The sequence below is a fragment of the Streptomyces sp. NPDC020845 genome (genome assembly GCF_044334165.1).
Taxonomy (GTDB): Bacteria; Actinomycetota; Actinomycetes; order Streptomycetales; family Streptomycetaceae; genus Streptomyces.
On sequence record NZ_JBIRSJ010000002.1, the window covers coordinates 153874 to 175871 of the forward strand.

The window sequence follows — 21998 nt, forward strand, 5'->3', positions numbered from 1 at the left end:
ACCAGCGCCAGGCTCCCGCAGGAGCGTCAGGCGCGTGACCGGTGGAGCGTCAGGCGCGTGAGCGCGCCTTGAAGGCCGCCTTCCGCGCTTCCTTGGCGGTCTTCTTGTCCGGATGCAGCCGCCCCATCGCCTCCAGCACCTCGGCGGTCGCCGGGTGGTCCACCCGCCACGCCGAGTCGAAGAAGCTCCCGGACTGCTCGACGAGGCCGCGCACCAGCTCCCGCAGCTCGGCGGAGTCGCCTTCGGCGGCGAGCTGGGCCGCGATGGTGTCCACCGTCAGCCAGAACACCATCTCCTCGGACGGCTCCGGGACGTCGGGCATCGCGTGTTCGGCCAGCCATACCCGGGCCAGGCCGCCCAGGTGCCGGTCGTCCAGCACCTCGCGCAGCGCGGGCTCGGCCGCGTCCCCGACCAGCGAGAGCGTCTGCTGGCAGGCCAGACGGCGCAGCGGCGCGCTCGTGTCGTCGCCGCGCGCGGCGGCCAGCAGCTCGCGGGCAGCCGCGTCGGGCGTACGGCGGGCCAGCCACTGCTCGGCCTCGGCGCGCGCGGCGGTCTCCGGGTGTCCGGGCAGGGCGTCCAGCAGGACCTCCGCGCCCTTGTCGGCCAGGTCGCCGACGACCGGGGCGTCGATACCGGCGTCCAGCATGCGGTTGCGCACGCCGAAGACGCCGAGCGGGGTGAGCCTGACCATGCCGTAGCGGGAGACGTCGTCCTCGTCGGGGCCGAGGGGGTCGGAGCCCAGGGGCGATCCGGCGGTCTCGGGGAAGCGGCCCTCGCCGTCGACCTCCTCGATCAGCGCCTCGTCCACGGGCTGGTACTCGACCAGGCCGGTCGGCTCCAGCATCCGGAACTGGTCGTCGAGGCGGACCATCGCCTCGGAGATCTCCTCGAGGATGTCGTCGGTGGGCTCCTCCATGTCCTCGGGGACGATCATGGCGGCGGCGAGCGCGGGGAGCGGCACGGCGCGGCCGGCGTCCTCCTCGTCCAGGGCGGTCAGCAGATACAGATTGCCCAGCACCCCGTCCAGGAACTCGGCCTCCTCCTCGGGGTTCCAGTCGATCTCGTCGAGATCGATCTCGCCGTCGTCGCCGATCTGGTCGACGATCTCGGCGAGGTCAGGGGCCGCCGCGTCGGCGAGTACGGTCTCGAAGCCGCCGAGCCAGATGTCCAGGACGTCCCGCGGGCTGCCCTCGCTGATCAGCCGCAGCTCCTCGCCGGGGGTGGCGATCCCCGTGGCTCCGTCCTCGTCGATGTCCCCCTGAGCCGTGGGCGCTCCCTCAGCCGTGGGCGCTCCCTCGGCCGCCGGCGCGGGCTCCTGGACCTCGATCAGCCCGGTGTCGACGGCCAGCTGCCAGGCCTCCGCCGCGTACCCCGGCCCGTCCTCGTCGGTGCCGAGGCCCAGGTGCTCGGCCGCCGCCCGAAGATCGGGCTCGGTGAGCACGCCGCCCGCCGCGACCGGCCGCTGTGGCCCGGCCCAGCGGGCGAGCCGTACCGCGCGGGCCAGCAGGGGGGCGCTGAGCGCGTCCCGGGCGAGTTCGGCCTCGGAGCGAAGCCGCACGGGCGGCAGGGTGGGGCGGTCTCCGGGCATCGGCGGAGTCATCTCCTCGGGAGCGGATGGAGCGGATGGAGCGGACGAAACGGCTGGAACGATTGAAACGGTTGAACGCGTGATGGAACTCTTGGGATGGATCGTGCTCGGGAGGGGCCGCGGCACTAGGGGCGCGACCGGTCCCAGCCTAGACGGAAGGTGGGGCTGTTTCGTCCCGATGTGCCGTCAAGGGGACGTCAGCCTGCGAATTCGGCCATCGACCCGGCATACGACATGAGCGGCCGACCCCACCGCGCCGGAGCACGCCCCACCCCCGCGCCGTGCCCCGGTTCACACCCCCGATCCCGCCCGTACACCAGCCATCCCTTGACAACTGCCCTGGTGAAGAAGGACATTGACGCGCGTAGACGCTTGGACCCCTGGTAACCGTCTCGTCGCTCCCTCATCGGAGGCCCCACCATGCCCCCACGCGCCCTGCGCGGTCCCGCCACCGTCACCGCCGTCGTCGCCTCCGCACTCGCGGCCGGGCTGCTCGCCGCCCCACAGCCGGCGGCCGCCGGCGAGATCCGGATCCATGACATCCAGGGCAGCACCCGAATATCCCCGTTCGCGGGCAAGCAGGTGTCCGAGGTCTCCGGCACGGTCACGGCGATCCGCGCCTTCGGCTCCTCGCGCGGCTTCTGGTTCCAGGACCCGCACCCCGACCGGGACCGGGCCACCAGCGAGGCGATCTTCGTCTACACCGGTTCGACGACCCCGTCGGTCGCCGTCGGGGACGCGGTGCGGGTCTCCGGCACGGTCAGCGAGTACTACCCGGGCGGTGCGGACGCCGGGCTCCAGTCGGTCACCGAGCTCACCAAGGCGACCTGGACGGTCGAGTCCTCGGGCAACGCGCTGCCCACCGCCTACGCGCTGGGCCCCTCCACCGTCCCCGACCGCTACGCCCCCGACGCATCGGGCGGCAATAGCGGCAATATTGAAGGGTTGCGGCTGCGCCCGAACTCCTACGCCCTGGACCGCTATGAGTCCCTGGAGGGCATGCGCGTCTCGGTCAAGGACACCCCGGTCGTGGGCGCGACCACCCAGTACGACGAGCTGTGGGTGACCGCCGAGCCCGGCCACGCCCGTACCGCCCGCGGCGGCGCGCTCTACAGCTCCTACCGTGACCCGAACGCCGGCCGGGTCAAGGTCGCCTCCCTCATCCCGTTCGCCCAGCGCCCCTTCCCCGTCGCCGATGTCGGCGACCGGCTGACCGGCACCACCGCGGGGCCGCTGGACTACGACAACTTCGGCGGCTACGAGATCCAGGCCACCGCGCTCGGCGAGCTCGCGGACGGAAACCTGGCGCGGGAGACCACCCGTAAGCAGAAGGCCGACGAGCTGTCCATCGCCACGTACAACGTGGAGAACCTGTCCCCCAAGACCGCGCAGGCGAAGTTCGACCGGCTCGCCTCGGGCCTCGTGGACAACCTCGCCTCGCCCGACATCGTCGCCCTGGAGGAGGTCCAGGACGACAACGGCCCGACGAACGACGCGGTCACCAGCGCCGGAGCCACGCTCAAGAAGCTCACCGACGCGATCAAGGCCGCCGGCGGCCCCGCGTACGAGTGGCGGCAGATCGACCCGACCGACGACCAGGACGGCGGGCAGCCGGGCGGCAACATCCGCGTCGCCTTCCTCTTCAACCCCGAGCGGGTCTCCTTCACCGATGTCGCGGGCGGGGACGCCACCACCGCGGTGCGGGTGACGGACGACGGCGGCAAGGCGGGCCTGTCGGCCTCCCCCGGCCGTATCGACCCCGAGAACCCGGTCTGGAAGGACAGCCGCAAGCCGCTGGTCGGGCAGTTCTCCTTCCGGGGCCGCCCGGTCTTCGTGATCGCCAACCACTTCAACTCCAAGGGCGGTGACCAGGGTCTGGACAGCCGCTTCCAGCCCCCGGCCCGCAGCTCGGAGACCCAGCGCACCGGGCAGGCCGAGGCGGTCAACGCCTTCGTCAAGAAGCTGCTGGCCGTGGACCCGCTGTCGCGGGTCATCGTCGCGGGTGACCTCAACGACTACCAGTTCTCGCCCGCGCTGGCCGATCTCACCAACGGCGGGGTGCTCACCGACCTGGTCACCGGGGAGCCGAAGGACGAGCGCTACGGCTATGTCTACAACGGCAATTCGCAGGTGCTGGACCACATCCTGACCAGCCACGCCGTGCGCCGCCCGGACTACGACATCGTGCACATCAACGCGGAGTTCGCGGACCAGTCCAGCGACCACGACCCGCAGATCGTCCGATTGAAGCCGTAGCAGTACTGAACTGTCGGACCAGCACAATTAAATAGACCTGTACCCCGAAGAGGCCCAGAATCCAGCGCAGGAAAACTCCCTGTCCCGTCCTCCTGCCGCACGGAGCGTTCACACATGTCCCTGGGCCCCTTCGGCCGTACCGCCGCCGCCATGATCACCCCGTTCGCCGAGGGCGGCGCCCTCGACCTCGACGGCGCCCAGCGCCTGGCCACCCATCTGGTGGACCAGGGCGGCTGCGACGGAATCGTGGTCAGCGGCACCACCGGCGAGTCCCCGACCACCTCCGACGCCGAGAAGGAGGCGCTGCTGCGGGCCGTCGTGGAAGCCGTCGGCGACCGGGCCCGGATCACCGCGGGGGTGGGTACCAGCGACACCCGGCACACCGTCGAGCTGGCCCGCTCGGCCGAAAAGGCCGGAGCGCATGGCCTGCTGGTCGTCACCCCGTACTACAGCCGCCCACCGCAGGACGCCGTGGCGGAGCACTTCCGTACGGTCGCGGACGCCGTCGGGCTGCCCGTGATGCTGTACGACATCCCCGCCCGCACCGGCACCGAGCTCGCCGCCGACACCCTGCTGCGGCTCGCCGAACATCCGCGCATCACGGCCGTCAAGGACAGCGCGTACAACCTGCTCAAGGCGGCGAAGGTGATGGCGGCCACCGACCTGGCCTACTTCTCCGGCTGCGACGAGCTGAATCTGCCGCTGCGGGCCATCGGCGGCGCCGGCTACGTCAGCGTCGTGGCCAACGTCGCAGGTCAGCAGGTACGCGCGGTGCTCGACGCATACGACGCGGGAGATCCGGGCGAGGCCGCCCGACGCCATCTGGCACTCACCCCGCTCATCGAGCGGATGATGGCCGCCGGCACGCCGGGGGTGGCCACCGCCAAGGCGCTGCTCGGCGCGCTCGGGCTGCCCGCGGGAACGGTCCGGGCCCCGCTGCTCCCCGCCGGCCAGGAGCTGACCGACGGACTGCTGGCCGCATACGGCGAGGTGGCGGGCGGCCGCTGACCCCGGGCCGCCCGCCCCACGCGTGGCTCAGTTGTGGCTGTGCAGCGCCTCGTTGAGGCCGCCCCACGAGCCGCTGCGCGGCAGCGCCTCGACCGCGCCGGTGGTGGAGTTGCGGCGGAAGAGGAGGTTGTTGACACCGGACAGCTCCAGCGCCTTGTGGATCGTGCCGTCCGGCAGGGCGACCCGGGTCCCCGCGGTCACATACAGGCCCGCCTCGACGATGCAGTCGTCACCGAGCGAGATGCCGATGCCCGCTTCGGCGCCCAGCAGGCAGCGCTCGCCGATGGAGATCGTCTGCTTGCCGCCGCCCGACAGCGTGCCCATGATCGACGCACCGCCGCCGATGTCCGAACCGTCTCCGACCACGACGCCCGCGCTGATCCGGCCCTCGACCATGGAGGTGCCCAGCGTCCCGGCGTTGAAGTTGACGAAGCCCTCGTGCATGACGGTGGTCCCGGAGGCCAGATGGGCGCCGAGCCGGACCCGGTCGGCGTCGCCGATGCGCACCCCGGCGGGGACCACGTAGTCGGTCATCCGCGGGAACTTGTCCACGCTGGTCACCGACAGCTGGAGCCCCTCAGCGCGGGCCGCGAGGCGGGCCCGCTCGACCTGGTCGACGGGGACGGGGCCGAGCGAGGTCCAGGCCACGTTGGCCAGCAGGCCGAACATGCCGTCCAGGCTCAGGCCGTGCGGCTTGACCAGGCGGTGGCTGAGCAGGTGCAGCCGCAGATACACGTCGTGCGCGTCGAGCGGCTTGTCGTCGAGGGAGCCGATGACCGTACGGACGGCCACGACCTCGACCCCGCGGCGCGGGTCCGGCCCGAGGGCCCCCCGGGCGGTGTCGCCCAGCAGCTCGGCGGCGCGCTCGTCGCTCAGCCGCTCGGTCCCGGCCGGGCCGGGCTCGGCGACCAGCTCGGGAGCCGGGAACCAGGTGTCGAGGACGGTGCCGTCCTCGGCGAGGGTGGCAAGACCGGCGGCGGCTGCGCCGGTGTGGGTGGTGCTGGTGGTGATGGCTGCGTCGGTCATGGTCAGAACGCTAACCGGAGCCGGGCCCGGGAGGCGAACCGGTCTCAGCGAGCGGTCCCGGGCGGCCGGACATCCGGTATCCGGGGCGGCTGGTCCCCACTGTCATCCGGTCCCAGCGCGCGGTCCCGGGCGTCCGGTCCACCGGCGTCCCGCGGTCTCAGCCCGCGGTCCCGGGCGTCCGGTCCACCGGCGTCCCGCGGTCTCAGCGCGCGGTCCCGGGCAGCCCGCCGTCCCCGTCCGCAGCCATGATCCGCGCCAGCACCACGCGGGTGCCCTCCCGGTCGTACGGGCGGTCCGCCAGCAGCACCTGCAAGGTCAGCCCGTCGATCAGAGCCACCACCGCGCGCGCCGCGGCGGCGTCGGGCACCAGTCGCGTCAGCATCCGGGCCATCTCGTCCAGGCACTCGGCGGCGAGCGGCCGCAGCCCCTCATGGCGCAGCGCGGCGAAGTACAGCTCATACTCCAGTTCCAACCGCGCCCGGTCGCCCGCGAACTGCTCCTCCAGCCACCGGGCCAGCTCGTCGGCGGGCGGCGCGGCCGGATCGACGCCCTCCGCCCAGCGCTCCACCTCCGCCAGCCACTCCGCGTTGATCTGCCGGAGCGCCGCGATCAGCAGATCGTCGAGGGTGCCGAAGTGGTACGTCGTCGAGCCCAGCGGCACATCGGCCGCGGCGGCCACGGTCCGGTGGCTGAGCCCCGCGATACCGCGCTCGCGCACCACGGCGGCTGCGGCGTCGATGATGCGCTGCCGCCGATCGGGGTCGTAGCGGCGGGCCATCAGTGGGCCCCGTCGAGGTTGAGCAGGATCACCCCGGCGATCACCAGCAGCACCCCGGCCACCTTGGCCGCGGTGGCGGCCTCCCCCAGGAAGAGCATGCCGATCGCCGCGATGACGGCGGTCCCGGCCCCGGCCCATATGGCGTACGCGGTGCCCATCGAGACCGTCTTGAGGGTCTGCGCGAGCAGCGCGAAGGCCGCCACATACCCGACCACGGTGACCAGCGAGGGCCAGAGCTTGCTGAAGCCTTCGCTGTACTTCATCGAGGTGGTGGCCAGGATCTCGGCGGTAATCGCTCCGGCGAGCGTCAGATACCCCATGCGTACGAGTGTACACAACGATGCGTACGGCCGTACGCAACCGACACCGAAAACACCCGGAATACGCGAACAGCCCCCGCGCCGAGGCGCGGGGGCTGTTCAGGCGTGCTGCTGCCGTCAGACGTTGAAGCCGAGGGCGCGAAGCTGCTCACGGCCGTCGTCGGTGATCTTGTCGGGGCCCCACGGCGGCATCCAGACCCAGTTGATGCGCAGCTCGTTGACGATGCCTTCGGTGGCCGACTTCGCCTGGTCCTCGATGACATCGGTCAGCGGACAGGCCGCGGACGTCAGCGTCATATCGAGGGTGGCGATATTGGCGTCGTCGATGTGGATGCCGTAGACGAGACCCAGGTTGACCACGTCGATGCCCAGCTCGGGGTCCACGACGTCGTACAGGGCCTCGCGGACCTCTTCCTCGCCGGCCGGCTTGACGGCCGTTTCCACGTTGTCACTCATGCGATCTTCCCTTCGGCGCGCTCGCCCAGCGCCTGGGCGGTCGCGTCCTTCCACGCCATCCAGCTCAGCAGGGCACACTTCACCCGGGCCGGGTACTTGGAGACGCCGGCGAACGCGACCGCGTCCTCCAGCACCTCCTCCATCGCGTCGTCCGGCTCGGTCTTGCCCTTGGACTGCATCAGCTCCAGAAACGTTTCCTGGATCCTGCGCGCCTCGCCGATCTCCTTGCCGACCAGCAGCTCATTGAGCACGGAAGCGCTGGCCTGGCTGATGGAACAGCCCTGGCCGTCGTAGCTCACATCCTCGATGGTCTCGCCGTCGAGACGGACCCGGAGGGTGATCTCGTCCCCGCAGGTCGGATTGGTGTGGTGTACCTCGGCGTCCCCGTCCCTCAGACCCCGCCCGTGCGGGTGCTTGTAGTGGTCGAGGATCACGTCCTGATACATCGAATCAAGCTTCACGCAGCACGCCCCTACCCGAAGAAGTTCCGAACGTGCTCCAGGCCCTCGACCAAGGCGTCGACCTCGGCCGGGGTGGAGTACAGATAGAACGACGCTCGCGTGGTCGCGGGAATTCCGTACCTGAGGCAGACGGGCCGGGCGCAGTGGTGGCCGACCCGGACCGCGATGCCCTGCTCGTCGAGCACCTGACCCACGTCGTGGGGGTGGATGTCGCCGAGCGTGAAGGAGATCGCGGCGCCGCGGTCCTCGGCCGTGGTCGGGCCGATGATGCGCAGATCGGGGACCTCCAGGAGCCTGCGCACCGCGTACTCGGTGACCGCGTGCTCATGGCGGGCGATGTTGTCCATGCCGATCGAGGTCAGATAGTCCACGGCCGCGCCGAGGCCGACGGCCTGGGCGATCGGGGGCGTACCCGCCTCGAACTTGTGGGGGGCCGGGGCGTAGGTGGAGGAGTGCATCGAGACGGTCTCGATCATCTCGCCGCCGCCGAGGAACGGCGGCAGGTCCTCCAGCAGCTCCTGACGGCCCCACAGCACGCCGATGCCCGTCGGGCCGCACATCTTGTGGCCGGTGAAGGCCACGAAGTCGGCCTGCAGCGCCTGCACATCCATCGTCATATGAGGGGCGGCCTGCGAGGCGTCGATGACGACGAGGGCGCCGACCTGCTGTGCGCGGCGGACGATCGCCTCGACCGGGTTGACCGTGCCCAGGATGTTGGAGACCAGCACGAACGAGACGACCTTGGTCTTCTCGGTGATGATCTCCTCTATGTTCGACAGGTCGAGCCGGCCGTCGTCGGTGAGGCCGAACCACTTCAGCTTCGCGCCCGTGCGCTGCGAGAGCAGCTGCCAGGGGACGATGTTGGAGTGGTGCTCCATCTCCGTGATGACGATCTCGGTGTCGCTGTCCACGCGGTAGGGCTCATCGGCCCAACCCAGCATGTTGGCGACGAGGTTGAGCGATTCCGAGGCGTTCTTGGTGAAGATCACCTCGTCCCGGCTCGGCGCGTTGATGAAGGCGGCCACCTTGTCCCGGGCGCCTTCGTACAGCGCCGTGGCCTCCTCGGCGAGCACATGCACTCCGCGGTGCACATTGGCGTTGTGCACCTCGTAGTACTCGCTGAGTACGTCGAGCACCTGACGCGGCGTCTGCGACGTCGCCGCGTTGTCCAGGTACACGAGCTTCTTGCCGTCGTGGACCAGCCGGTCCAGGATCGGGAAGTCCTTGCGGATCGCCTCGGTGTCGAGGAGGCCCGGCAGCTGTGTCATGTCCCTGCGCCTCCGTACACGTCGCCGAATGCCTCGCCGCCGAAACGGCCCCTGTCGTCGTCACTCACTCGTCGCGCCGCCCTTCACATAAGCCTCGTAGCCCTCTTCCTCCAGCTTGTCCGCGAGCTCCGCGCCGCCGGACTCGGCGATCCGGCCCGCCGCGAAGACATGGACGTAGTCGGGCTTGATGTAGCGCAGGATGCGCGTGTAGTGGGTGATCAGCAGGGTGCCGACCTCACCGGTCTCGCGAACGCGGTTGACGCCCTCGGAGACCACGCGCAGCGCGTCGACGTCCAGACCGGAGTCCGTCTCGTCGAGGATCGCGATGCGGGGCTTCAGCAGCTCGAGCTGGAGGATCTCGTGGCGCTTCTTCTCACCGCCGGAGAAGCCCTCGTTGACGTTGCGCTCGGCGAAGGCGGGGTCGATCGAAAGGCGCTCCATGGCCTCCTTGACCTCCTTCACCCAGGTGCGCAGCTTCGGCGCCTCACCGCGGATGGCGGTGGCCGAGGTGCGCAGGAAGTTGGAGACGGAGACCCCGGGGACCTCCACCGGGTACTGCATGGCGAGGAAGACGCCCGCGCGGGCCCGCTCGTCGACGGACATGGCCAGCACGTCCTCGCCGTCCAGCGTCACCGTGCCGCCGGTGACCTGGTACTTGGGGTGACCGGCGAGCGAATACGCCAGCGTGGACTTGCCGGAGCCGTTGGGGCCCATGATGGCGTGGGTCTCGCCCTGCTTCACGGTCAGGTCGACACCGCGCAGGATCTCGCGGGGGCCGCCTTCGGCCTCGACGGAGACGTGCAGGTCGTGGATCTCAAGCGTTGCCATGGGGGCCTCAGGACTCCTGGGTGACGGAGACGAGCACGTCGTCCCCTTCGATCTTTACGGGGTATACGGGGACGGGGCGCGTCGCGGGGAGGCCGGACGGCTTGCCGGTGCGCAGGTCGAAGCTGGAGCCGTGCAGCCAGCACTCGATCTGGCAGTCCTCCACCTCGCCCTCGGACAGCGAGACGTTCGCATGCGAACAGATGTCGTTGATCGCGAAGACCTCGCCCTCGGTGCGCACGAGCGACACGGGTACGCCGTCGAGCTCCACCCGCTTGGGGGTGTCGTCTTCCAGCTCGCTCAGCGCGCAGGCGCGTACAAAGGTCTGGCTCATGCGACGGACGCCTCCAGCTCGGCCTCGATCTTGGCGATCAGGCGCTCCTCCAGCTCGGGGATGCCGATCTGCTGGACGAGCTCGGCGAAGAAGCCGCGGACGACAAGACGGCGGGCCTCGTCGGCCGGGATGCCGCGCGCCATCAGGTAGAACAGCTGCTCGTCCTCGAAGCGGCCGGTCGCGCTGGCGTGGCCGGCGCCGACGATCTCGCCGGTCTCGATCTCCAGGTTCGGCACCGAGTCGACGCGCGCGCCGTCGGTCAGCACGAGGTTGCGGTTGAGCTCGTAGGTGTCGGTGCCCTCGGCCGCGGCGCGGATCAGCACATCGCCGATCCAGACCGCGTGGGCGTCCTTGCCCTGGAGCGCGCCCTTGTAGGCCACGTTGCTCCGGCAGTGCGGGGTGTCGTGGTCGATGAAGAGCCGGTGCTCCTGGTGCTGGCCGTTGTCGGTGAAGTACAGGCCGTAGAGCTCGGCCTCACCGCCCGGGGCGCCGTAGATGACGCGCGGGTGGAGGCGCACCAGGTCGCCGCCGAAGGTGACGACCACGGACTTGAACGTGGCGTCGCGGCCGACCAGCGCGGTGTGCTGCGCGGCGTGGACGGCGGTGTCGTCCCAGTCCTGGATCGAGACGACGGTGAGCTTGGCGCCGTCGCCGACCAGGAACTCGACGTTGGCCGCGAGGGTCGCGTCACCGGTGTGGTCGATGACCACGACGGCCTCGGCGAAGGCGCCGACCTCCACGACCTGGTGGCCGTAGGCGGTGCCGCCCTCGCCGTGCACGGAGATCCGCACGGGCTCGGTGAGCACGGTCTCCTTGGCGACGGAGACCACCGAGGCCTTCTCGAAGGAGCTGTACGCCTGCGCCGCGACCCGGTCGACCGGCTTGCCGGCCTTGCCCAGGCGCGGGTCCGTACGGTCCACGGTCTCGACGGTGACGCCCTCGGGGGCGCTCACCTCGACCCGCACACCGCCGGTGGCCTCGGCGGTGCCGTCGTGCAGACCGCGCAGCCGCTCCAGCGGAGTGAACCGCCAGTCCTCCTCACGGCCATGCGGCACCGGGAAGTCGGCCACGTCGTACGACGCGATGGCGCCGACCCTCGCATCGGTGGGCTGGCCCACCTGGATGGCACCGTCCGTGGTGGATCCGGCCGGAATGGTTTCAGCAGCCATGGCAGCTGTACAGCTCGCTTTCTGGTGACGTACCTCGGCCCTCCCTCAGGACGGCCGCCGCGGGTATCGGGGAAGGGTCCGGCGTCAGCCGACCGCGCCTTCCATCTGCAGCTCGATCAGCCGGTTGAGCTCAAGCGCGTACTCCATGGGGAGTTCGCGCGCGATGGGCTCGACGAAGCCGCGCACGATCATCGCCATGGCCTCGTCCTCGGACAGGCCGCGGCTCATCAGGTAGAAGAGCTGGTCGTCGCTGACCTTGGAGACGGTCGCCTCGTGGCCCATGGACACATCGTCCTCGCGGACGTCCACATAGGGGTAGGTGTCCGAGCGGGAGATGGTGTCGACCAGCAGCGCGTCGCACAGCACATTGGACTTGGAGCCCTCGGCGCCCTCGCCGATCTCGATCAGACCGCGGTAGGAGGTGCGGCCGCCGCCGCGCGCCACCGACTTGGAGACGATGTTGGACGAGGTGCGGGGCGCCATGTGGACCATCTTGGCGCCGGCGTCCTGGTGCTGGCCCTCGCCCGCGAAGGCGATGGACAGGGTCTCGCCCTTGGCGTGCTCACCCATCAGATAGACGGCCGGGTACTTCATGGTCACCTTGGAGCCGATGTTGCCGTCGACCCACTCCATGGTCGCGCCCTCGTAGGCCACGGCGCGCTTGGTGACCAGGTTGTACACGTTGTTCGACCAGTTCTGGATGGTCGTGTAGCGGCAGCGGGCGCCCTTCTTGACGATGATCTCGACCACCGCGGAGTGCAGCGAGTCCGACTTGTAGATCGGCGCGGTGCAGCCCTCGACGTAGTGGACGTACGCATCCTCGTCGACGATGATCAGCGTCCGCTCGAACTGGCCCATGTTCTCCGTGTTGATCCGGAAGTAGGCCTGGAGCGGGATCTCCACGTGCACGCCCTTCGGCACGTAGATGAACGAGCCGCCGGACCACACCGCCGAGTTCAGCGAGGCGAACTTGTTGTCGCCGACCGGGATCACCGAGCCGAAGTACTCCTGGAAGAGCTCCGGGTGCTCCTTGAGGCCGGTGTCGGTGTCCAGGAAGATGACGCCCTGCTCCTCAAGGTCCTCACGGATCTTGTGGTAGACGACCTCGGACTCGTACTGCGCGGCGACACCCGCGACGAGGCGCTGCTTCTCGGCCTCCGGGATGCCCAGCTTGTCGTACGTGTTCTTGATGTCCTCGGGCAGCTCTTCCCAGGAGGCGGCCTGCTGCTCCGTCGAGCGCACGAAGTACTTGATGTTGTCGAAGTCGATACCGGAGAGGTCCGAGCCCCAGGTGGGCATGGGCTTCTTCTCGAAGAGCTTGAGGCCCTTCAGCCGGAGCTTCAGCATCCACTCAGGCTCGGACTTCTTCGCCGAGATGTCGCGCACGACATCCTCGGAGAGGCCGCGTTTGGCCGAGGCACCGGCCGCATCGGAGTCGGCCCAGCCGTACTCGTAGTTGCCCAGCCCCTCGAGCTCGGGGTGAGCAGTCTCCGTGGGGAGAGTCATTCGGGGTTCCTCCCGGCCGTGCTGGCAGATGCTGTGGTGATCTTGGTCTTGCTGGGGGTCTTGCTGGGGGCGGCCTTCTCGGCCTGGCTGGTCCCGGGGATGTAGGTCGTGCACACCCCGTCGCCATGGGCGATGGTGGCCAGACGCTGCACATGAGTCCCGAGGAGCTGGGAGAAGGCCTCGGTCTCCGCCTCGCACAGCTGCGGATACCGCTCGGCCGCATGGGCGACCGGGCAGTGGTGCTGGCAGAGCTGCTCGCCGACCGGTGCGCTGCGCGCCGTAGCAGCGTACCCGTCCGCGGACAGTGCGCGGGCAAGGGCTTGGGCGCGGCTGTCGGGTTCCGCGGCCTCGATGGCCTGGCGGTACGCCACGGCCTGGGCGGCGAGCCTGGCGCGCGCGAACGCGGCGACCGCGGCCCGGCCCGCCTCGCCACCGCCGGCGCTCTGCTCGATCCAGCGCAGGGCGTCCACGGCCAGCTCGTCGTACGCCTGGTCGAAGGCGTCGCGCCCGCAGTCGGTGAGCGCGAAGACCTTGGCCGGGCGGCCGCGGCTCCGCGCCCCGTACACCCTCTTCTCGCGGGGCTCGACGACGCCGTCGGCGACGAGGGTGTCGAGGTGGCGGCGCACGGCCGCCTGGGTCAGCTCGAGCCGCAGGGCGAGCTCGGCCGCGGTGGACGGGCCATGGTCGAGGATGGAGCGGGCGACCTTGTTACGGGTGCCGTGCTGCTCATCGGGCGCGGGCACGGGCACGGCAGATCGCGCGGCCGCCTCGACCGCGCGTCCCGCCGGAGCTTCGCTCGCGTATTTCACAACGCCATTGTTGCGTAATTCCCCGGGGAGGTACAAGCGAGGTCCCGGCGGCGGTCCGGTGGATTGCGTCACTAAGGCACACCTAACCGCGATGCCCGGCCTGCCTGCGGAAAGAGGCCCGGGCCTGCCTGCGCGAACAAGGTCCGTCCCCGCCCTGCCCGCCAGCTCCCCCCGGGTGATTCGTAGACTGCCGGGCATGCGAGAAGAGCCCGCGGTCGACATCCTCGGCCTCGTCAAGCGATACGGCTCGAAGACCGCCGTGGACGGGCTCGACCTGTCCATCGCGCGGTCCACCGTGACCGCCGTGCTCGGCCCCAACGGGGCAGGCAAAACGACCACTGTCGAGACCTGCGAGGGATACCGGCGGCCGGACGCCGGCACGGTCCGCGTCCTCGGCCTCGACCCCGTCACCCAGGCTGCCGCGCTACGCCCCCGGATCGGCGTGATGCTGCAGTCCGGAGGGGTTTACTCCGGGGCGCGCGCAGAAGAGATGCTGCGCCACACCGCGGGCCTGTACGCCCACCCCCTCGACGTCGACCACCTCATAGAACGGCTCGGCCTCGGCTCCTGCGGCCGTACGACCTACCGCCGGCTCTCCGGCGGCCAGCAGCAGCGCCTGGCGCTCGCCATGGCCGTCGTCGGCCGCCCCGAACTGGTCTTCCTCGACGAGCCCACCGCCGGCCTCGACCCGCAGGCCCGGCGCGCCACCTGGGACCTGGTCCGCGATCTGCGCCGGGACGGCGTGACCGTCGTGCTGACCACGCACTATATGGACGAGGCCGAAGAGCTCGCCGACGACGTCGCGATCGTCGACGGCGGCAAGGTCATCGCCCAGGGCAGCCCGGAGCAGCTGTGCCGCGGCGGAGCCGAGAACACGCTGCGCTTCAGCGGCCGCCCCGCGCTCGACCTGGCCTCGCTGCTCAAGGCCCTGCCCGCCGACTCCACGGCCGACGAGCTGACCCCCGGCTCGTACCGCGTCACCGGCAAGATCGACCCGCAGCTGCTGGCCACCGTCGCCTCCTGGTGCGCCCAGAACGGCGTCATGCCGGACCGGATCTCGGTCGAGCGGCACACCCTGGAGGACGTCTTCCTCGAGCTGACCGGCAAGGAGCTGCGCGCGTGACCGCCCCGGGAACCTTCACCCCACAGCCGGGCCCGGCCCCGCTGCCGCGCATGATCCGCGCCCAGGCCGCCCTGGAGACCCGGATGCTGCTGCGCAACGGCGAGCAGCTGCTGCTGACCGTGATCATCCCGTCCCTGCTGCTGGTGCTGTTCAGCAGCGTCGACATCGTCGACACGGGCTCGGACGGCAAGACCGTGGACTTCCTCGCCCCCGGCGTCCTGGCGCTCGCCGTACTGTCCACGGCCTTCACCGGACAGGCCATCGCGACCGGCTTCGAGCGGCGGTACGGCGTCCTCAAGCGGCTCGGCGCCTCGCCGCTGCCGCGCTGGGCCCTGATGACCGCCAAGACCTGCTCCGTGCTGGTCACCGAGGTGCTGCAGATCGCGCTGCTGACTGTGATCGCCCTCGCCCTCGGCTGGTCCCCGCACGGCAACCCGCTCACCGTCGCGCTGCTGCTGCTCCTCGGCACGGCCGCGTTCTCCGGCCTCGGCCTGCTGATGGCGGGCACCCTCAAGGCCGAGGCGACCCTCGCGGCGGCCAACCTCGTCTTCCTGCTGCTGCTCGTCGGCGGCGGGGTGATCGTGTCGCTGGACAAGTTCCCGGACGCGGTGCGCGGTGTGCTGCAGCTGCTGCCGATCTCGGCCCTTTCGGACGGGCTGCGGGACGTACTGCAGGACGGGGCGGGGGTGCCGTGGGGCGACCTGGGGATCCTGGCGGTGTGGGCGGTGCTGGGGCTGGGGGCGGCGGCGCGCTGGTTCCGCTGGGAGTAGATGGGACGCGGGACCCCCTCGTGCCGCGCCTTCACGGGGGAGCCGACTCCCCCACACCCCCCTCGTGAATTGCTGCACAAGCGCCCGCATACGATGGGCGACGTGCCCTCTTCGCTGAACCCCCTTGAGCAGATCGCCCGCCGCTGGCAGCCGTCCGCGCGGTTCGTGGAGCGCGCCGCGCTCGCCGCCGTGGTGATGGCTGTGGTCATCGTCGTGACGGGCGGAGCGGTCCGGCTCACCCAGTCCGGGCTCGGCTGCCCGACCTGGCCGACCTGCACGGAGGACAGCCTGACGCCCACCCACGCGATGGGCATCAACGGCGTCATCGAGTTCGGCAACCGCATGCTGACGTATGTGCTGTGCGCGGTCGTCGGCCTGTTGATCATCGCGGCCCGGGCCCGTACGCCGATGCGCCGCTCCCTCACCAAGCTCGGCTGGGCCCAGTTCTGGATTGTCATGGGCAACGCCGTCGTCGGCGGGATCACGGTGCTCACCGGGCTCAACCCGTACATCGTCAGCTCGCACTTCCTGCTGTCCACGGCGCTGCTCACGGTCGCCGTGCTGACCTGGTGGCGGGCGCGCGAGGGCGACGCCGGGCCCCGCGACCTCGTCGCCCGGCCGGTGCGCCAGCTGTCCTGGCTGCTGGTCGGCGCGACCGGCGCGCTGATCGTGATCGGCACCGTGGTCACCGGGGCCGGGCCGCACGCGGGAGACGCCCAGAAGGTGCACCGCATCCCCCTGGACTGGCAGGAGATCACCCAGTTGCACGTGGACTTCGTCTACATCGTGCTGGGCCTCACCGCCGCCCTGTGGTTCACCCTGCGCGCCGTGAAGGCCCCGGCGGCGCCGCGCCGGCGTGTCCTCGAACTCCTCGCCGTGCTGCTCCTCCAGGGCGTGATCGGCTACGTCCAGTACTTCACGCACCTGCCGGAGATCGTCGTCGGCGTCCACATGTTCGGCTCGTGCCTCGTGTGGATCGCGGTGCAGCGAGTCCTGCTCTCCCAGCGCGAGCGGGCCGAACTCCCCGCGCCGGTCGCCGCCCCCGCGCCCGCCGCTCAGCCCGTGGCCGAGGCCGCCGCGTCCAGCCGGTAGACCCGGCGCGCGGTTCCGGCCGCGACGAGCGCGGCGATGCGCCGCGCCTCGGGCCGGGTGCAGAAGCCATCGGCGACCCACTCGGCCGCCAGCCGCGCCATGGCGCGTACGAACAGCCGGGCGCCGGTCACATACAGCTCGGGCAGCGCCCGTGCCCCGGTCGAGAACAGCAGCTTGCCGAACGGCGCCTCGCCAAGGGTCTCCCCCGGCCGGGGCCCCGCGTCCGCGTATACGTGCGCGAAGGCGGCGGCCAGCTGGGCCGCGCGGCGGTGGTGCGGCCGGCAGGGCAGCAGCACCAGGTCGGTCCCGGCGCCCGCGGTGGCGCGCAGAAAGCCCGCGAGCGGCTGTGGGTCGGCGCAGTGCAGCTGTACGGGCAGTCCGGTCGCGACGGCGCTCCACAGCAGATGCTGGAGCAGCGCCGGATCGGCGGGGCGGGCGCGCGGGGTGCGCCCGCCGAGCCAGCGGTCCGCCGCCCGCCGCACCTCTCGGGGGTCCGGCGGGGTCTCGTCGCAGAAGGTGACGCCCACGGCAAAGGCGGTGACGTGCTGGGCCGCGGCGTACAGGGCCTCCGCGGTGTTGCCGATGAACGAGTCGACCGAGCCCGAGGTGTCCGCGACCTCTTCGGCCAGCGGCTCCAGGCGGATGACCTCGTGGACCGGGCCGTCCGCGGCCGCGGCCAGCTCGTCGGCCGAGGTGAGCTCGCCCGGTGCCCCCGACTCCAGCAGGAAGGCGCCGATGCCCGCGCCGCGCAACAGCAGCCGCCCGGCGCGGTAGGCGCCCAGCTCGCGGCGGCGGGCGAGATAGCGGACGGGGGCGCAGTGGGCCTCCAGGCCGAGCAGCGGTGGGCACCAGCGGCGTACGGCCAGACCGGTCCAGCTGTCGAAGAAGGTGGTGCCCGCCGGGGCGGCGGTGCGGGAGCCCGCGGCGGCGGCGAGATGGGCTTCGAAGGAGCCGAGGCCGAGCTCGCCGTGGAGGGCGCCGTGGCTGTGCTGGTCGATCAGCGGCGGCAGCGCTCTCGCCCAGGCGGAGGGTCTGTCCGCCGTCTCCGGAACGGCCGCCGTGTCCGGAACGGACTCACTGGCGGCGTGGGAGGGGGCCGGGTCGGCCGAAGTGCCCGTCGCCTCGTCCATCGCCGCCGCCTCCTCGCCGTCGGGCATCGAAGGGCTTAACGGGCGAAACGGTTATGAGGTGTCGCCGGGCCCGTCCCGAGCCTGGCCCGCCCCGGCCTCGCTCGGCAAGGGCGCCCCTTGGCCGGCGCGAGGATGGGTGGGACAGGGCGCGGCCCAGCCCCTGGAGGGGATCGGGGCGGCAATCCGCGTCCCTTGCCGGGGCAAAGCTCGAGGCTGGGGCAGGGGACGAGGGGCGGGCCCCGGTCGGGGTCCAGGGGTCCCCCTGGTTCGGGAAGGGGCGGGGTGGGGAGCAAAAGCCGCCGCGGCGCGGGCTACGCGTTGCTCGGGCCGCCGAGTTGGATGCCGGCCATGCGGGTCCACTCGTACGGGCCGGTGCGGACCTTCGCGGCGAGTTCGCCGTCGAAGTCGTCGTGCAGGGTGATCCCCGCGGTCTCCGCGGCGCGGCGGGCGGTCTCGTAGGACGGGGCGACCAGGTTGCCCCAGTCGCCGTTGGCGCCGACGAGGGCGACGCGGACGGTGCCGCGGCCGATGTGGGCGAGCTGGCCCTCGGCGCTGCCGCCGTGGGACTGCGCGAAGGCCGTCATCTGATGCGCGAGCCGCTTGGCCCGCTTCTCGGCCTTGGCCGATGCGGACTTGCTCGACGCGGACTTGCCCGATGCGGACTCGTCCGACGGGCCTTCCGGGGCCATCTGCGTGGTGTCTCCCATGAGGCCGATGCTACCGGCTGGTAATCAGCGCAGGAAGGGGTCCACGGCGACGGCGGCGAACAGCAGCGAGGCATAGGTGATGGACCAGTGGAACAGCCGCATCTCCTTGAGCCGAGCCCCCGTGATCCCGGCCTTGGCGCGCGCCTGGAGCCCGTGCGCCTCCTTGAGCCAGAACGCGCCCAGCACCGCGGCCACCGCGGGGTAGAACCAGCCGGTGTAACCGAGCGGCCAGAGCAGCAGCGAGACGATGACCATGACCCAGCTGTAGAGGACGATCTGCCGGGCGACCGCCTTGTTGCCCGCGACCACGGGCATCATCGGCACGCCCACGCGCGCATAGTCCTCCTTCACCTTCATGGACAGGGGCCAGTAGTGCGGCGGCGTCCAGAAGAAGATGACAAGGAACAGAATCAGCGCGGCCCAGGAGACCGAATTGGTGACGGCGGACCAGCCGATGAACACCGGCATACAGCCGGCGATGCCGCCCCACACGATGTTCTGCGCGGTACGCCGTTTGAGCCACATCGTGTAGACGACGACGTAGAAAACCAACGCGCCGAGCGACAAAATCGCGGACAGCGGATTGACCAGGAACCAGAACCAGGCCGTCGACCCGATCGCGAGCGCGAAGGCGAAGACCAGGCACTCGGCCGGCGAGACCATCCCGGTCACCAGTGGACGCTGCGAGGTGCGGTCCATGAGCGCGTCGATGTCGCGGTCGTAATACATATTGAACGCGCCCGCGCCGCCGGCCGACAGATAGCCGCCGACGCAGGTGGCGAGCACCAGCCATAGATCCGGGACGCCCTCGGCGGCCAGGAACATCACCGGCACCGTCGTCATCAGCAGCAGCTCGATGACACGCGGCTTGGTCAGTGCCACGAAAGCCTTGACGCGGGCACCGAGCGGCCGGTGGCTCCGGCTCGTATCGAGCACCCCCGCAGGACGGGAATCGACGGCCGTCACGCACACCCCTGGTAGAAGCAAGAACCAGCAAGCACCGGACATGAAGAGCCGGTAAAGACTTGCGCGTACCACGCCACTCTAGACGTTGCGGATACGCCGCCCGTCGCCGGGGTCGGCTCGTGTTCGCCGAGCTCACGGCCCTCGGGGGAATGCCGCATCTCCGGCATTCGTTCGCGGGATGTCGGGTACTCGCTCGAAAAGATGAGCGTTCTTCCAGGGGTAGGCTCGACAACGCCGGTGTGCGCATCGTCGCCGGGTATGGACATTGTGGAGAGGAGCCCTGACTCAGGGTGAGCACGAAGCCGACTACCACAGACCTCGAGTGGACCGATATGGACCAGCGTGCCGTGGACACGGCGCGTGTCCTGGCCGCGGATGCCGTGCAGAAGGTCGGCAACGGCCACCCCGGCACCGCGATGAGCCTGGCCCCCGCCGCGTATCTGTTCTTCCAGAAGCTGATGCGGCATGACCCCTCCGACGCCGGATGGGTGGGCCGCGACCGGTTCGTGCTCTCCCCCGGCCACACCTCGCTGACCCTCTACGTCCAGCTGTACCTGGGCGGGTTCGGCCTGGAGCTGGAGGACCTGAAGTCGTTCCGCACCTGGGGCTCGCTGACCCCGGGCCACCCGGAGCACGGTCACACGGTCGGTGTCGAGACCACCACCGGCCCACTGGGCCAGGGCATCGCCAACGCGGTCGGCATGGCGATGGCCGCCCGTTACGAGCGCGGTCTGTTCGACCCGGAGGCGCCCGAGGGCACCTCCCCCTTCGACCACACCATCTGGGCGATCGTCTCCGACGGCGACCTGGAGGAGGGCATCTCCGCGGAGGCCTCCTCGCTGGCCGGCCACCAGAAGCTCGGCAATCTGATCGCGCTGTACGACGACAACCACATCTCGATCGAGGGCGACACCGCGACCGCCTTCTCCGAGGATGTGCTGAAGCGCTACGAGGCGTACGGCTGGCACGTCCAGCGCATCGAGCAGGCGGAGAACGGCGACTTCGACATCCACGCGCTGTACGCGGCGCTCAAGGCGGCGCAGGCCGAGACCGAGCGCCCCTCGATCATCGCCGCGCGCACCATCATCGCCTGGCCCGCGCCGAACGCGCAGAACACCGAGGCCGCCCACGGCTCGGCGCTCGGCGCCGACGAGGTCGCCGCGACCAAGCGCGTCATGGGCTTCGACCCCGAGAAGGACTTCGAGGTCGAGGAAGCGGTCATCGCCCACACCCGCTCCCTGGCCGACCGCGGCCGCGAGGCCCGCGCCGCCTGGGACAAGAAGCTCCAGGACTGGCGGAACAACAACCCCGAGCGCGCCGCCGAGTTCGACCGGATCTCCGCCGGTGAGCTGCCCGAGGGCTGGGACAAGGCGATCCCGGTCTTCGAGCCGGGCAAGGACGTGGCCACCCGTAAGGCCTCCGGCCAGGTCCTCAAGGCGCTCGGCGGGGTGCTCCCCGAGCTGTGGGGCGGCTCCGCCGACCTCGCGGGCTCGAACAACACCACCATTGACGCGTCCTCGTCCTTCCTCCCCAAGGACAACCCGCTTCCCGAGGCCGACCCGTACGGCCGCACGGTGCACTTCGGTATCCGCGAGCACGCCATGGGCTCGACCATGAACGGTGTGGCGCTGCACGGCAACACCCGTATCTACGGCGGCACCTTCCTGGTCTTCTCCGACTACATGCGCCCCGCCGTCCGGCTCGCCGCGCTGATGAAGCTCCCCGTCACCTATGTGTGGACGCACGACTCCATCGGCCTGGGCGAGGACGGCCCGACCCACCAGCCGGTCGAGCACCTGTCCGTGCTGCGCGCCATCCCGGGCCTGAACATCGTCCGCCCGGCCGACGCCAACGAGACCGCCATCGCCTGGCGTGAGATCACCCGCCGCCACAGCGACAGGCCGGCCCCGCACGGCATCGCGCTGACCCGGCAGAACGTGCCGACGTACGAGCCCAATGAGGACGCGGCCAAGGGCGGCTACGTCCTGGCGGAGGCCGAAGGGCCCGAAGGGCAGAGCGCTGCCCCGCAGGTGATCCTCATCGGCACCGGGTCCGAGGTGCAGCTCGCCGTCGAGGCGCGCGAGCAGCTGCAGACCGCCGGGATCCCGACCCGCGTGGTCTCGATGCCCTCGGTCGAGTGGTTCGAGGAGCAGGACCAGGCGTACCGGGACAGCGTGCTGCCGCCGTCGGTGAAGGCCCGGGTGGCGGTCGAGGCGGGCATCGGCCTGACCTGGCACCGCTTTGTGGGCGAGGCCGGCCGCATCGTCTCCCTCGAGCACTTCGGCGCCTCCGCCGACTACAAGGTGCTCTACCGGGAGTTCGGCCTGACCGCGGACGCCGTCGCCGCCGCCGCCCGCGAGTCGCTTGAGACCGCCGGGCGCTGACGCCGTATACGACCTTGTAGCG

At 70.8% G+C, this 21998-nt stretch carries 21 protein-coding genes; 6 read left to right on the forward strand and 15 right to left on the reverse strand.

Going from position 1 to position 21998, the window contains the following annotated elements:
- Positions 1–49: 49 nt before the first annotated feature.
- The gene (locus ACH4U7_RS04625) at positions 50–1588 is read right to left on the reverse strand and encodes a hypothetical protein (RefSeq protein WP_398526572.1); all 1539 of its coding nucleotides are present in this window, start codon (positions 1586–1588) and stop codon (positions 50–52) included.
- A 420-nt stretch (positions 1589–2008) separates the two neighbouring features.
- On the opposite strand from ACH4U7_RS04625, the gene ACH4U7_RS04630 reads away from it, so the two are divergent.
- Both ACH4U7_RS04630 and dapA read left to right on the forward strand, forming a co-directional pair.
- Positions 2009–3844: an endonuclease/exonuclease/phosphatase family protein gene (locus ACH4U7_RS04630; RefSeq protein WP_398526573.1), complete on the forward strand. Its 1836-nt coding sequence runs from the start codon at positions 2009–2011 to the stop codon at positions 3842–3844.
- Between the two features lie 114 nt (positions 3845–3958).
- Complete coding sequence (gene dapA, locus ACH4U7_RS04635; protein ID WP_398526574.1) at positions 3959–4852, forward strand: 4-hydroxy-tetrahydrodipicolinate synthase; 894 nt, start codon at positions 3959–3961, stop codon at positions 4850–4852.
- A gap of 27 nt (positions 4853–4879) precedes the next feature.
- On the opposite strand, the gene dapD is transcribed toward dapA, so the two are convergent.
- The 11 genes from dapD to ACH4U7_RS04690 all read right to left on the reverse strand — a co-directional run bounded on the left by dapD (position 4880) and on the right by ACH4U7_RS04690 (position 13804).
- A complete protein-coding gene (gene dapD, locus ACH4U7_RS04640; RefSeq protein ID WP_398526575.1) occupies positions 4880–5878 on the reverse strand; it encodes a 2,3,4,5-tetrahydropyridine-2,6-dicarboxylate N-succinyltransferase in 999 nt (332 codons plus the stop codon).
- Positions 5879–6080: 202 nt separating this feature from the next.
- On the reverse strand, positions 6081–6656 hold the full coding sequence (locus ACH4U7_RS04645) for a TetR/AcrR family transcriptional regulator (protein ID WP_398526576.1): 576 nt from the start codon (positions 6654–6656) through the stop codon (positions 6081–6083).
- Entirely contained in the window at positions 6656–6976 is a 321-nt protein-coding gene (locus ACH4U7_RS04650) for a DMT family transporter (RefSeq protein ID WP_398526577.1), read from the reverse strand. The genes ACH4U7_RS04645 and ACH4U7_RS04650 overlap by 1 nt, the downstream gene beginning before the upstream one ends.
- 117 nt (positions 6977–7093) lie before the next feature.
- On the reverse strand, positions 7094–7432 hold the full coding sequence (locus ACH4U7_RS04655) for a metal-sulfur cluster assembly factor (RefSeq protein ID WP_043487842.1): 339 nt from the start codon (positions 7430–7432) through the stop codon (positions 7094–7096).
- Entirely contained in the window at positions 7429–7893 is a 465-nt protein-coding gene (sufU, locus tag ACH4U7_RS04660) for a Fe-S cluster assembly sulfur transfer protein SufU (protein WP_089511309.1), read from the reverse strand. Before sufU ends, ACH4U7_RS04655 begins: the two co-directional genes overlap by 4 nt.
- Positions 7894–7904: 11 nt before the next feature.
- Positions 7905–9161, reverse strand: a complete 1257-nt coding sequence (locus tag ACH4U7_RS04665; RefSeq protein ID WP_398526578.1) for a cysteine desulfurase — start codon at positions 9159–9161, stop codon at positions 7905–7907.
- 60 nt (positions 9162–9221) lie between these two features.
- The gene (sufC, locus tag ACH4U7_RS04670) at positions 9222–9989 is read right to left on the reverse strand and encodes a Fe-S cluster assembly ATPase SufC (RefSeq protein WP_089511311.1); all 768 of its coding nucleotides are present in this window, start codon (positions 9987–9989) and stop codon (positions 9222–9224) included.
- A 7-nt stretch (positions 9990–9996) separates the two neighbouring features.
- Positions 9997–10320 (reverse strand): bifunctional 3-phenylpropionate/cinnamic acid dioxygenase ferredoxin subunit, encoded by a 324-nt coding sequence (locus tag ACH4U7_RS04675; RefSeq protein ID WP_014180620.1) that lies wholly within the window; start codon positions 10318–10320, stop codon positions 9997–9999.
- The gene (gene sufD / locus ACH4U7_RS04680; protein ID WP_398526579.1) at positions 10317–11489 is read right to left on the reverse strand and encodes a Fe-S cluster assembly protein SufD; all 1173 of its coding nucleotides are present in this window, start codon (positions 11487–11489) and stop codon (positions 10317–10319) included. The genes ACH4U7_RS04675 and sufD overlap by 4 nt, the downstream gene beginning before the upstream one ends.
- A gap of 84 nt (positions 11490–11573) precedes the next feature.
- Positions 11574–12995, reverse strand: coding sequence for a Fe-S cluster assembly protein SufB (sufB, locus tag ACH4U7_RS04685; RefSeq protein ID WP_398526580.1), 1422 nt, complete (start codon positions 12993–12995; stop codon positions 11574–11576).
- Entirely contained in the window at positions 12992–13804 is an 813-nt protein-coding gene (locus ACH4U7_RS04690) for a helix-turn-helix transcriptional regulator (protein ID WP_398526581.1), read from the reverse strand. The genes sufB and ACH4U7_RS04690 overlap by 4 nt, the downstream gene beginning before the upstream one ends.
- A gap of 196 nt (positions 13805–14000) precedes the next feature.
- Here ACH4U7_RS04690 and ACH4U7_RS04695 point away from each other — a divergent pair, with 196 nt between their 5' ends.
- The 3 genes from ACH4U7_RS04695 to ACH4U7_RS04705 all read left to right on the forward strand — a co-directional run bounded on the left by ACH4U7_RS04695 (position 14001) and on the right by ACH4U7_RS04705 (position 16789).
- On the forward strand, positions 14001–14927 hold the full coding sequence (locus ACH4U7_RS04695; protein ID WP_398526582.1) for an ABC transporter ATP-binding protein: 927 nt from the start codon (positions 14001–14003) through the stop codon (positions 14925–14927).
- Positions 14924–15697, forward strand: a complete 774-nt coding sequence (locus ACH4U7_RS04700) for an ABC transporter permease (protein WP_398526583.1) — start codon at positions 14924–14926, stop codon at positions 15695–15697. The genes ACH4U7_RS04695 and ACH4U7_RS04700 overlap by 4 nt, the downstream gene beginning before the upstream one ends.
- 102 nt (positions 15698–15799) lie before the next feature.
- Positions 15800–16789 carry a heme A synthase gene (locus ACH4U7_RS04705; RefSeq protein WP_398526584.1) on the forward strand — a complete coding sequence of 330 codons (990 nt, stop codon included), beginning with the start codon at positions 15800–15802 and terminating at the stop codon, positions 16787–16789.
- On the opposite strand, the gene ACH4U7_RS04710 is transcribed toward ACH4U7_RS04705, so the two are convergent.
- The 3 genes from ACH4U7_RS04710 to ACH4U7_RS04720 form a co-directional block, all read right to left on the reverse strand.
- A complete protein-coding gene (locus tag ACH4U7_RS04710) occupies positions 16753–17946 on the reverse strand; it encodes an amidohydrolase (protein WP_398526585.1) in 1194 nt (397 codons plus the stop codon). The genes ACH4U7_RS04705 and ACH4U7_RS04710 overlap by 37 nt on opposite strands.
- A gap of 284 nt (positions 17947–18230) precedes the next feature.
- Positions 18231–18626, reverse strand: a complete 396-nt coding sequence (locus ACH4U7_RS04715; protein WP_398526586.1) for a hypothetical protein — start codon at positions 18624–18626, stop codon at positions 18231–18233.
- 24 nt (positions 18627–18650) lie between these two features.
- Positions 18651–19508 (reverse strand): heme o synthase, encoded by an 858-nt coding sequence (locus ACH4U7_RS04720; RefSeq protein WP_398526587.1) that lies wholly within the window; start codon positions 19506–19508, stop codon positions 18651–18653.
- 374 nt (positions 19509–19882) lie between these two features.
- Between ACH4U7_RS04720 and tkt the strand changes: the two genes are divergently transcribed.
- Positions 19883–21976 (forward strand): transketolase, encoded by a 2094-nt coding sequence (gene tkt, locus ACH4U7_RS04725; RefSeq protein WP_398526588.1) that lies wholly within the window; start codon positions 19883–19885, stop codon positions 21974–21976.
- Positions 21977–21998: the final 22 nt, after the last annotated feature.

What these genes read in the sequence shown, in the direction of transcription:
- ACH4U7_RS04625 (WP_398526572.1), bottom strand. Translation starts at nt 1,588, where the DNA reads ATGCCCGGAGACCGCCCCACCCTGCCGCCCGTGCGGCTTCGCTCCGAG.
- ACH4U7_RS04630 (WP_398526573.1), top strand. Translation starts at nt 2,009, where the DNA reads ATGCCCCCACGCGCCCTGCGCGGTCCCGCCACCGTCACCGCCGTCGTC.
- dapA (WP_398526574.1), top strand. Translation starts at nt 3,959, where the DNA reads ATGTCCCTGGGCCCCTTCGGCCGTACCGCCGCCGCCATGATCACCCCG.
- dapD (WP_398526575.1), bottom strand. Translation starts at nt 5,878, where the DNA reads ATGACCGACGCAGCCATCACCACCAGCACCACCCACACCGGCGCAGCC.
- ACH4U7_RS04645 (WP_398526576.1), bottom strand. Translation starts at nt 6,656, where the DNA reads ATGGCCCGCCGCTACGACCCCGATCGGCGGCAGCGCATCATCGACGCC.
- ACH4U7_RS04650 (WP_398526577.1), bottom strand. Translation starts at nt 6,976, where the DNA reads ATGGGGTATCTGACGCTCGCCGGAGCGATTACCGCCGAGATCCTGGCC.
- ACH4U7_RS04655 (WP_043487842.1), bottom strand. Translation starts at nt 7,432, where the DNA reads ATGAGTGACAACGTGGAAACGGCCGTCAAGCCGGCCGGCGAGGAAGAG.
- ACH4U7_RS04665 (WP_398526578.1), bottom strand. Translation starts at nt 9,161, where the DNA reads ATGACACAGCTGCCGGGCCTCCTCGACACCGAGGCGATCCGCAAGGAC.
- sufC (WP_089511311.1), bottom strand. Translation starts at nt 9,989, where the DNA reads ATGGCAACGCTTGAGATCCACGACCTGCACGTCTCCGTCGAGGCCGAA.
- ACH4U7_RS04675 (WP_014180620.1), bottom strand. Translation starts at nt 10,320, where the DNA reads ATGAGCCAGACCTTTGTACGCGCCTGCGCGCTGAGCGAGCTGGAAGAC.
- sufD (WP_398526579.1), bottom strand. Translation starts at nt 11,489, where the DNA reads ATGGCTGCTGAAACCATTCCGGCCGGATCCACCACGGACGGTGCCATC.
- sufB (WP_398526580.1), bottom strand. Translation starts at nt 12,995, where the DNA reads ATGACTCTCCCCACGGAGACTGCTCACCCCGAGCTCGAGGGGCTGGGC.
- ACH4U7_RS04695 (WP_398526582.1), top strand. Translation starts at nt 14,001, where the DNA reads ATGCGAGAAGAGCCCGCGGTCGACATCCTCGGCCTCGTCAAGCGATAC.
- ACH4U7_RS04710 (WP_398526585.1), bottom strand. Translation starts at nt 17,946, where the DNA reads ATGCCCGACGGCGAGGAGGCGGCGGCGATGGACGAGGCGACGGGCACT.
- ACH4U7_RS04715 (WP_398526586.1), bottom strand. Translation starts at nt 18,626, where the DNA reads ATGGGAGACACCACGCAGATGGCCCCGGAAGGCCCGTCGGACGAGTCC.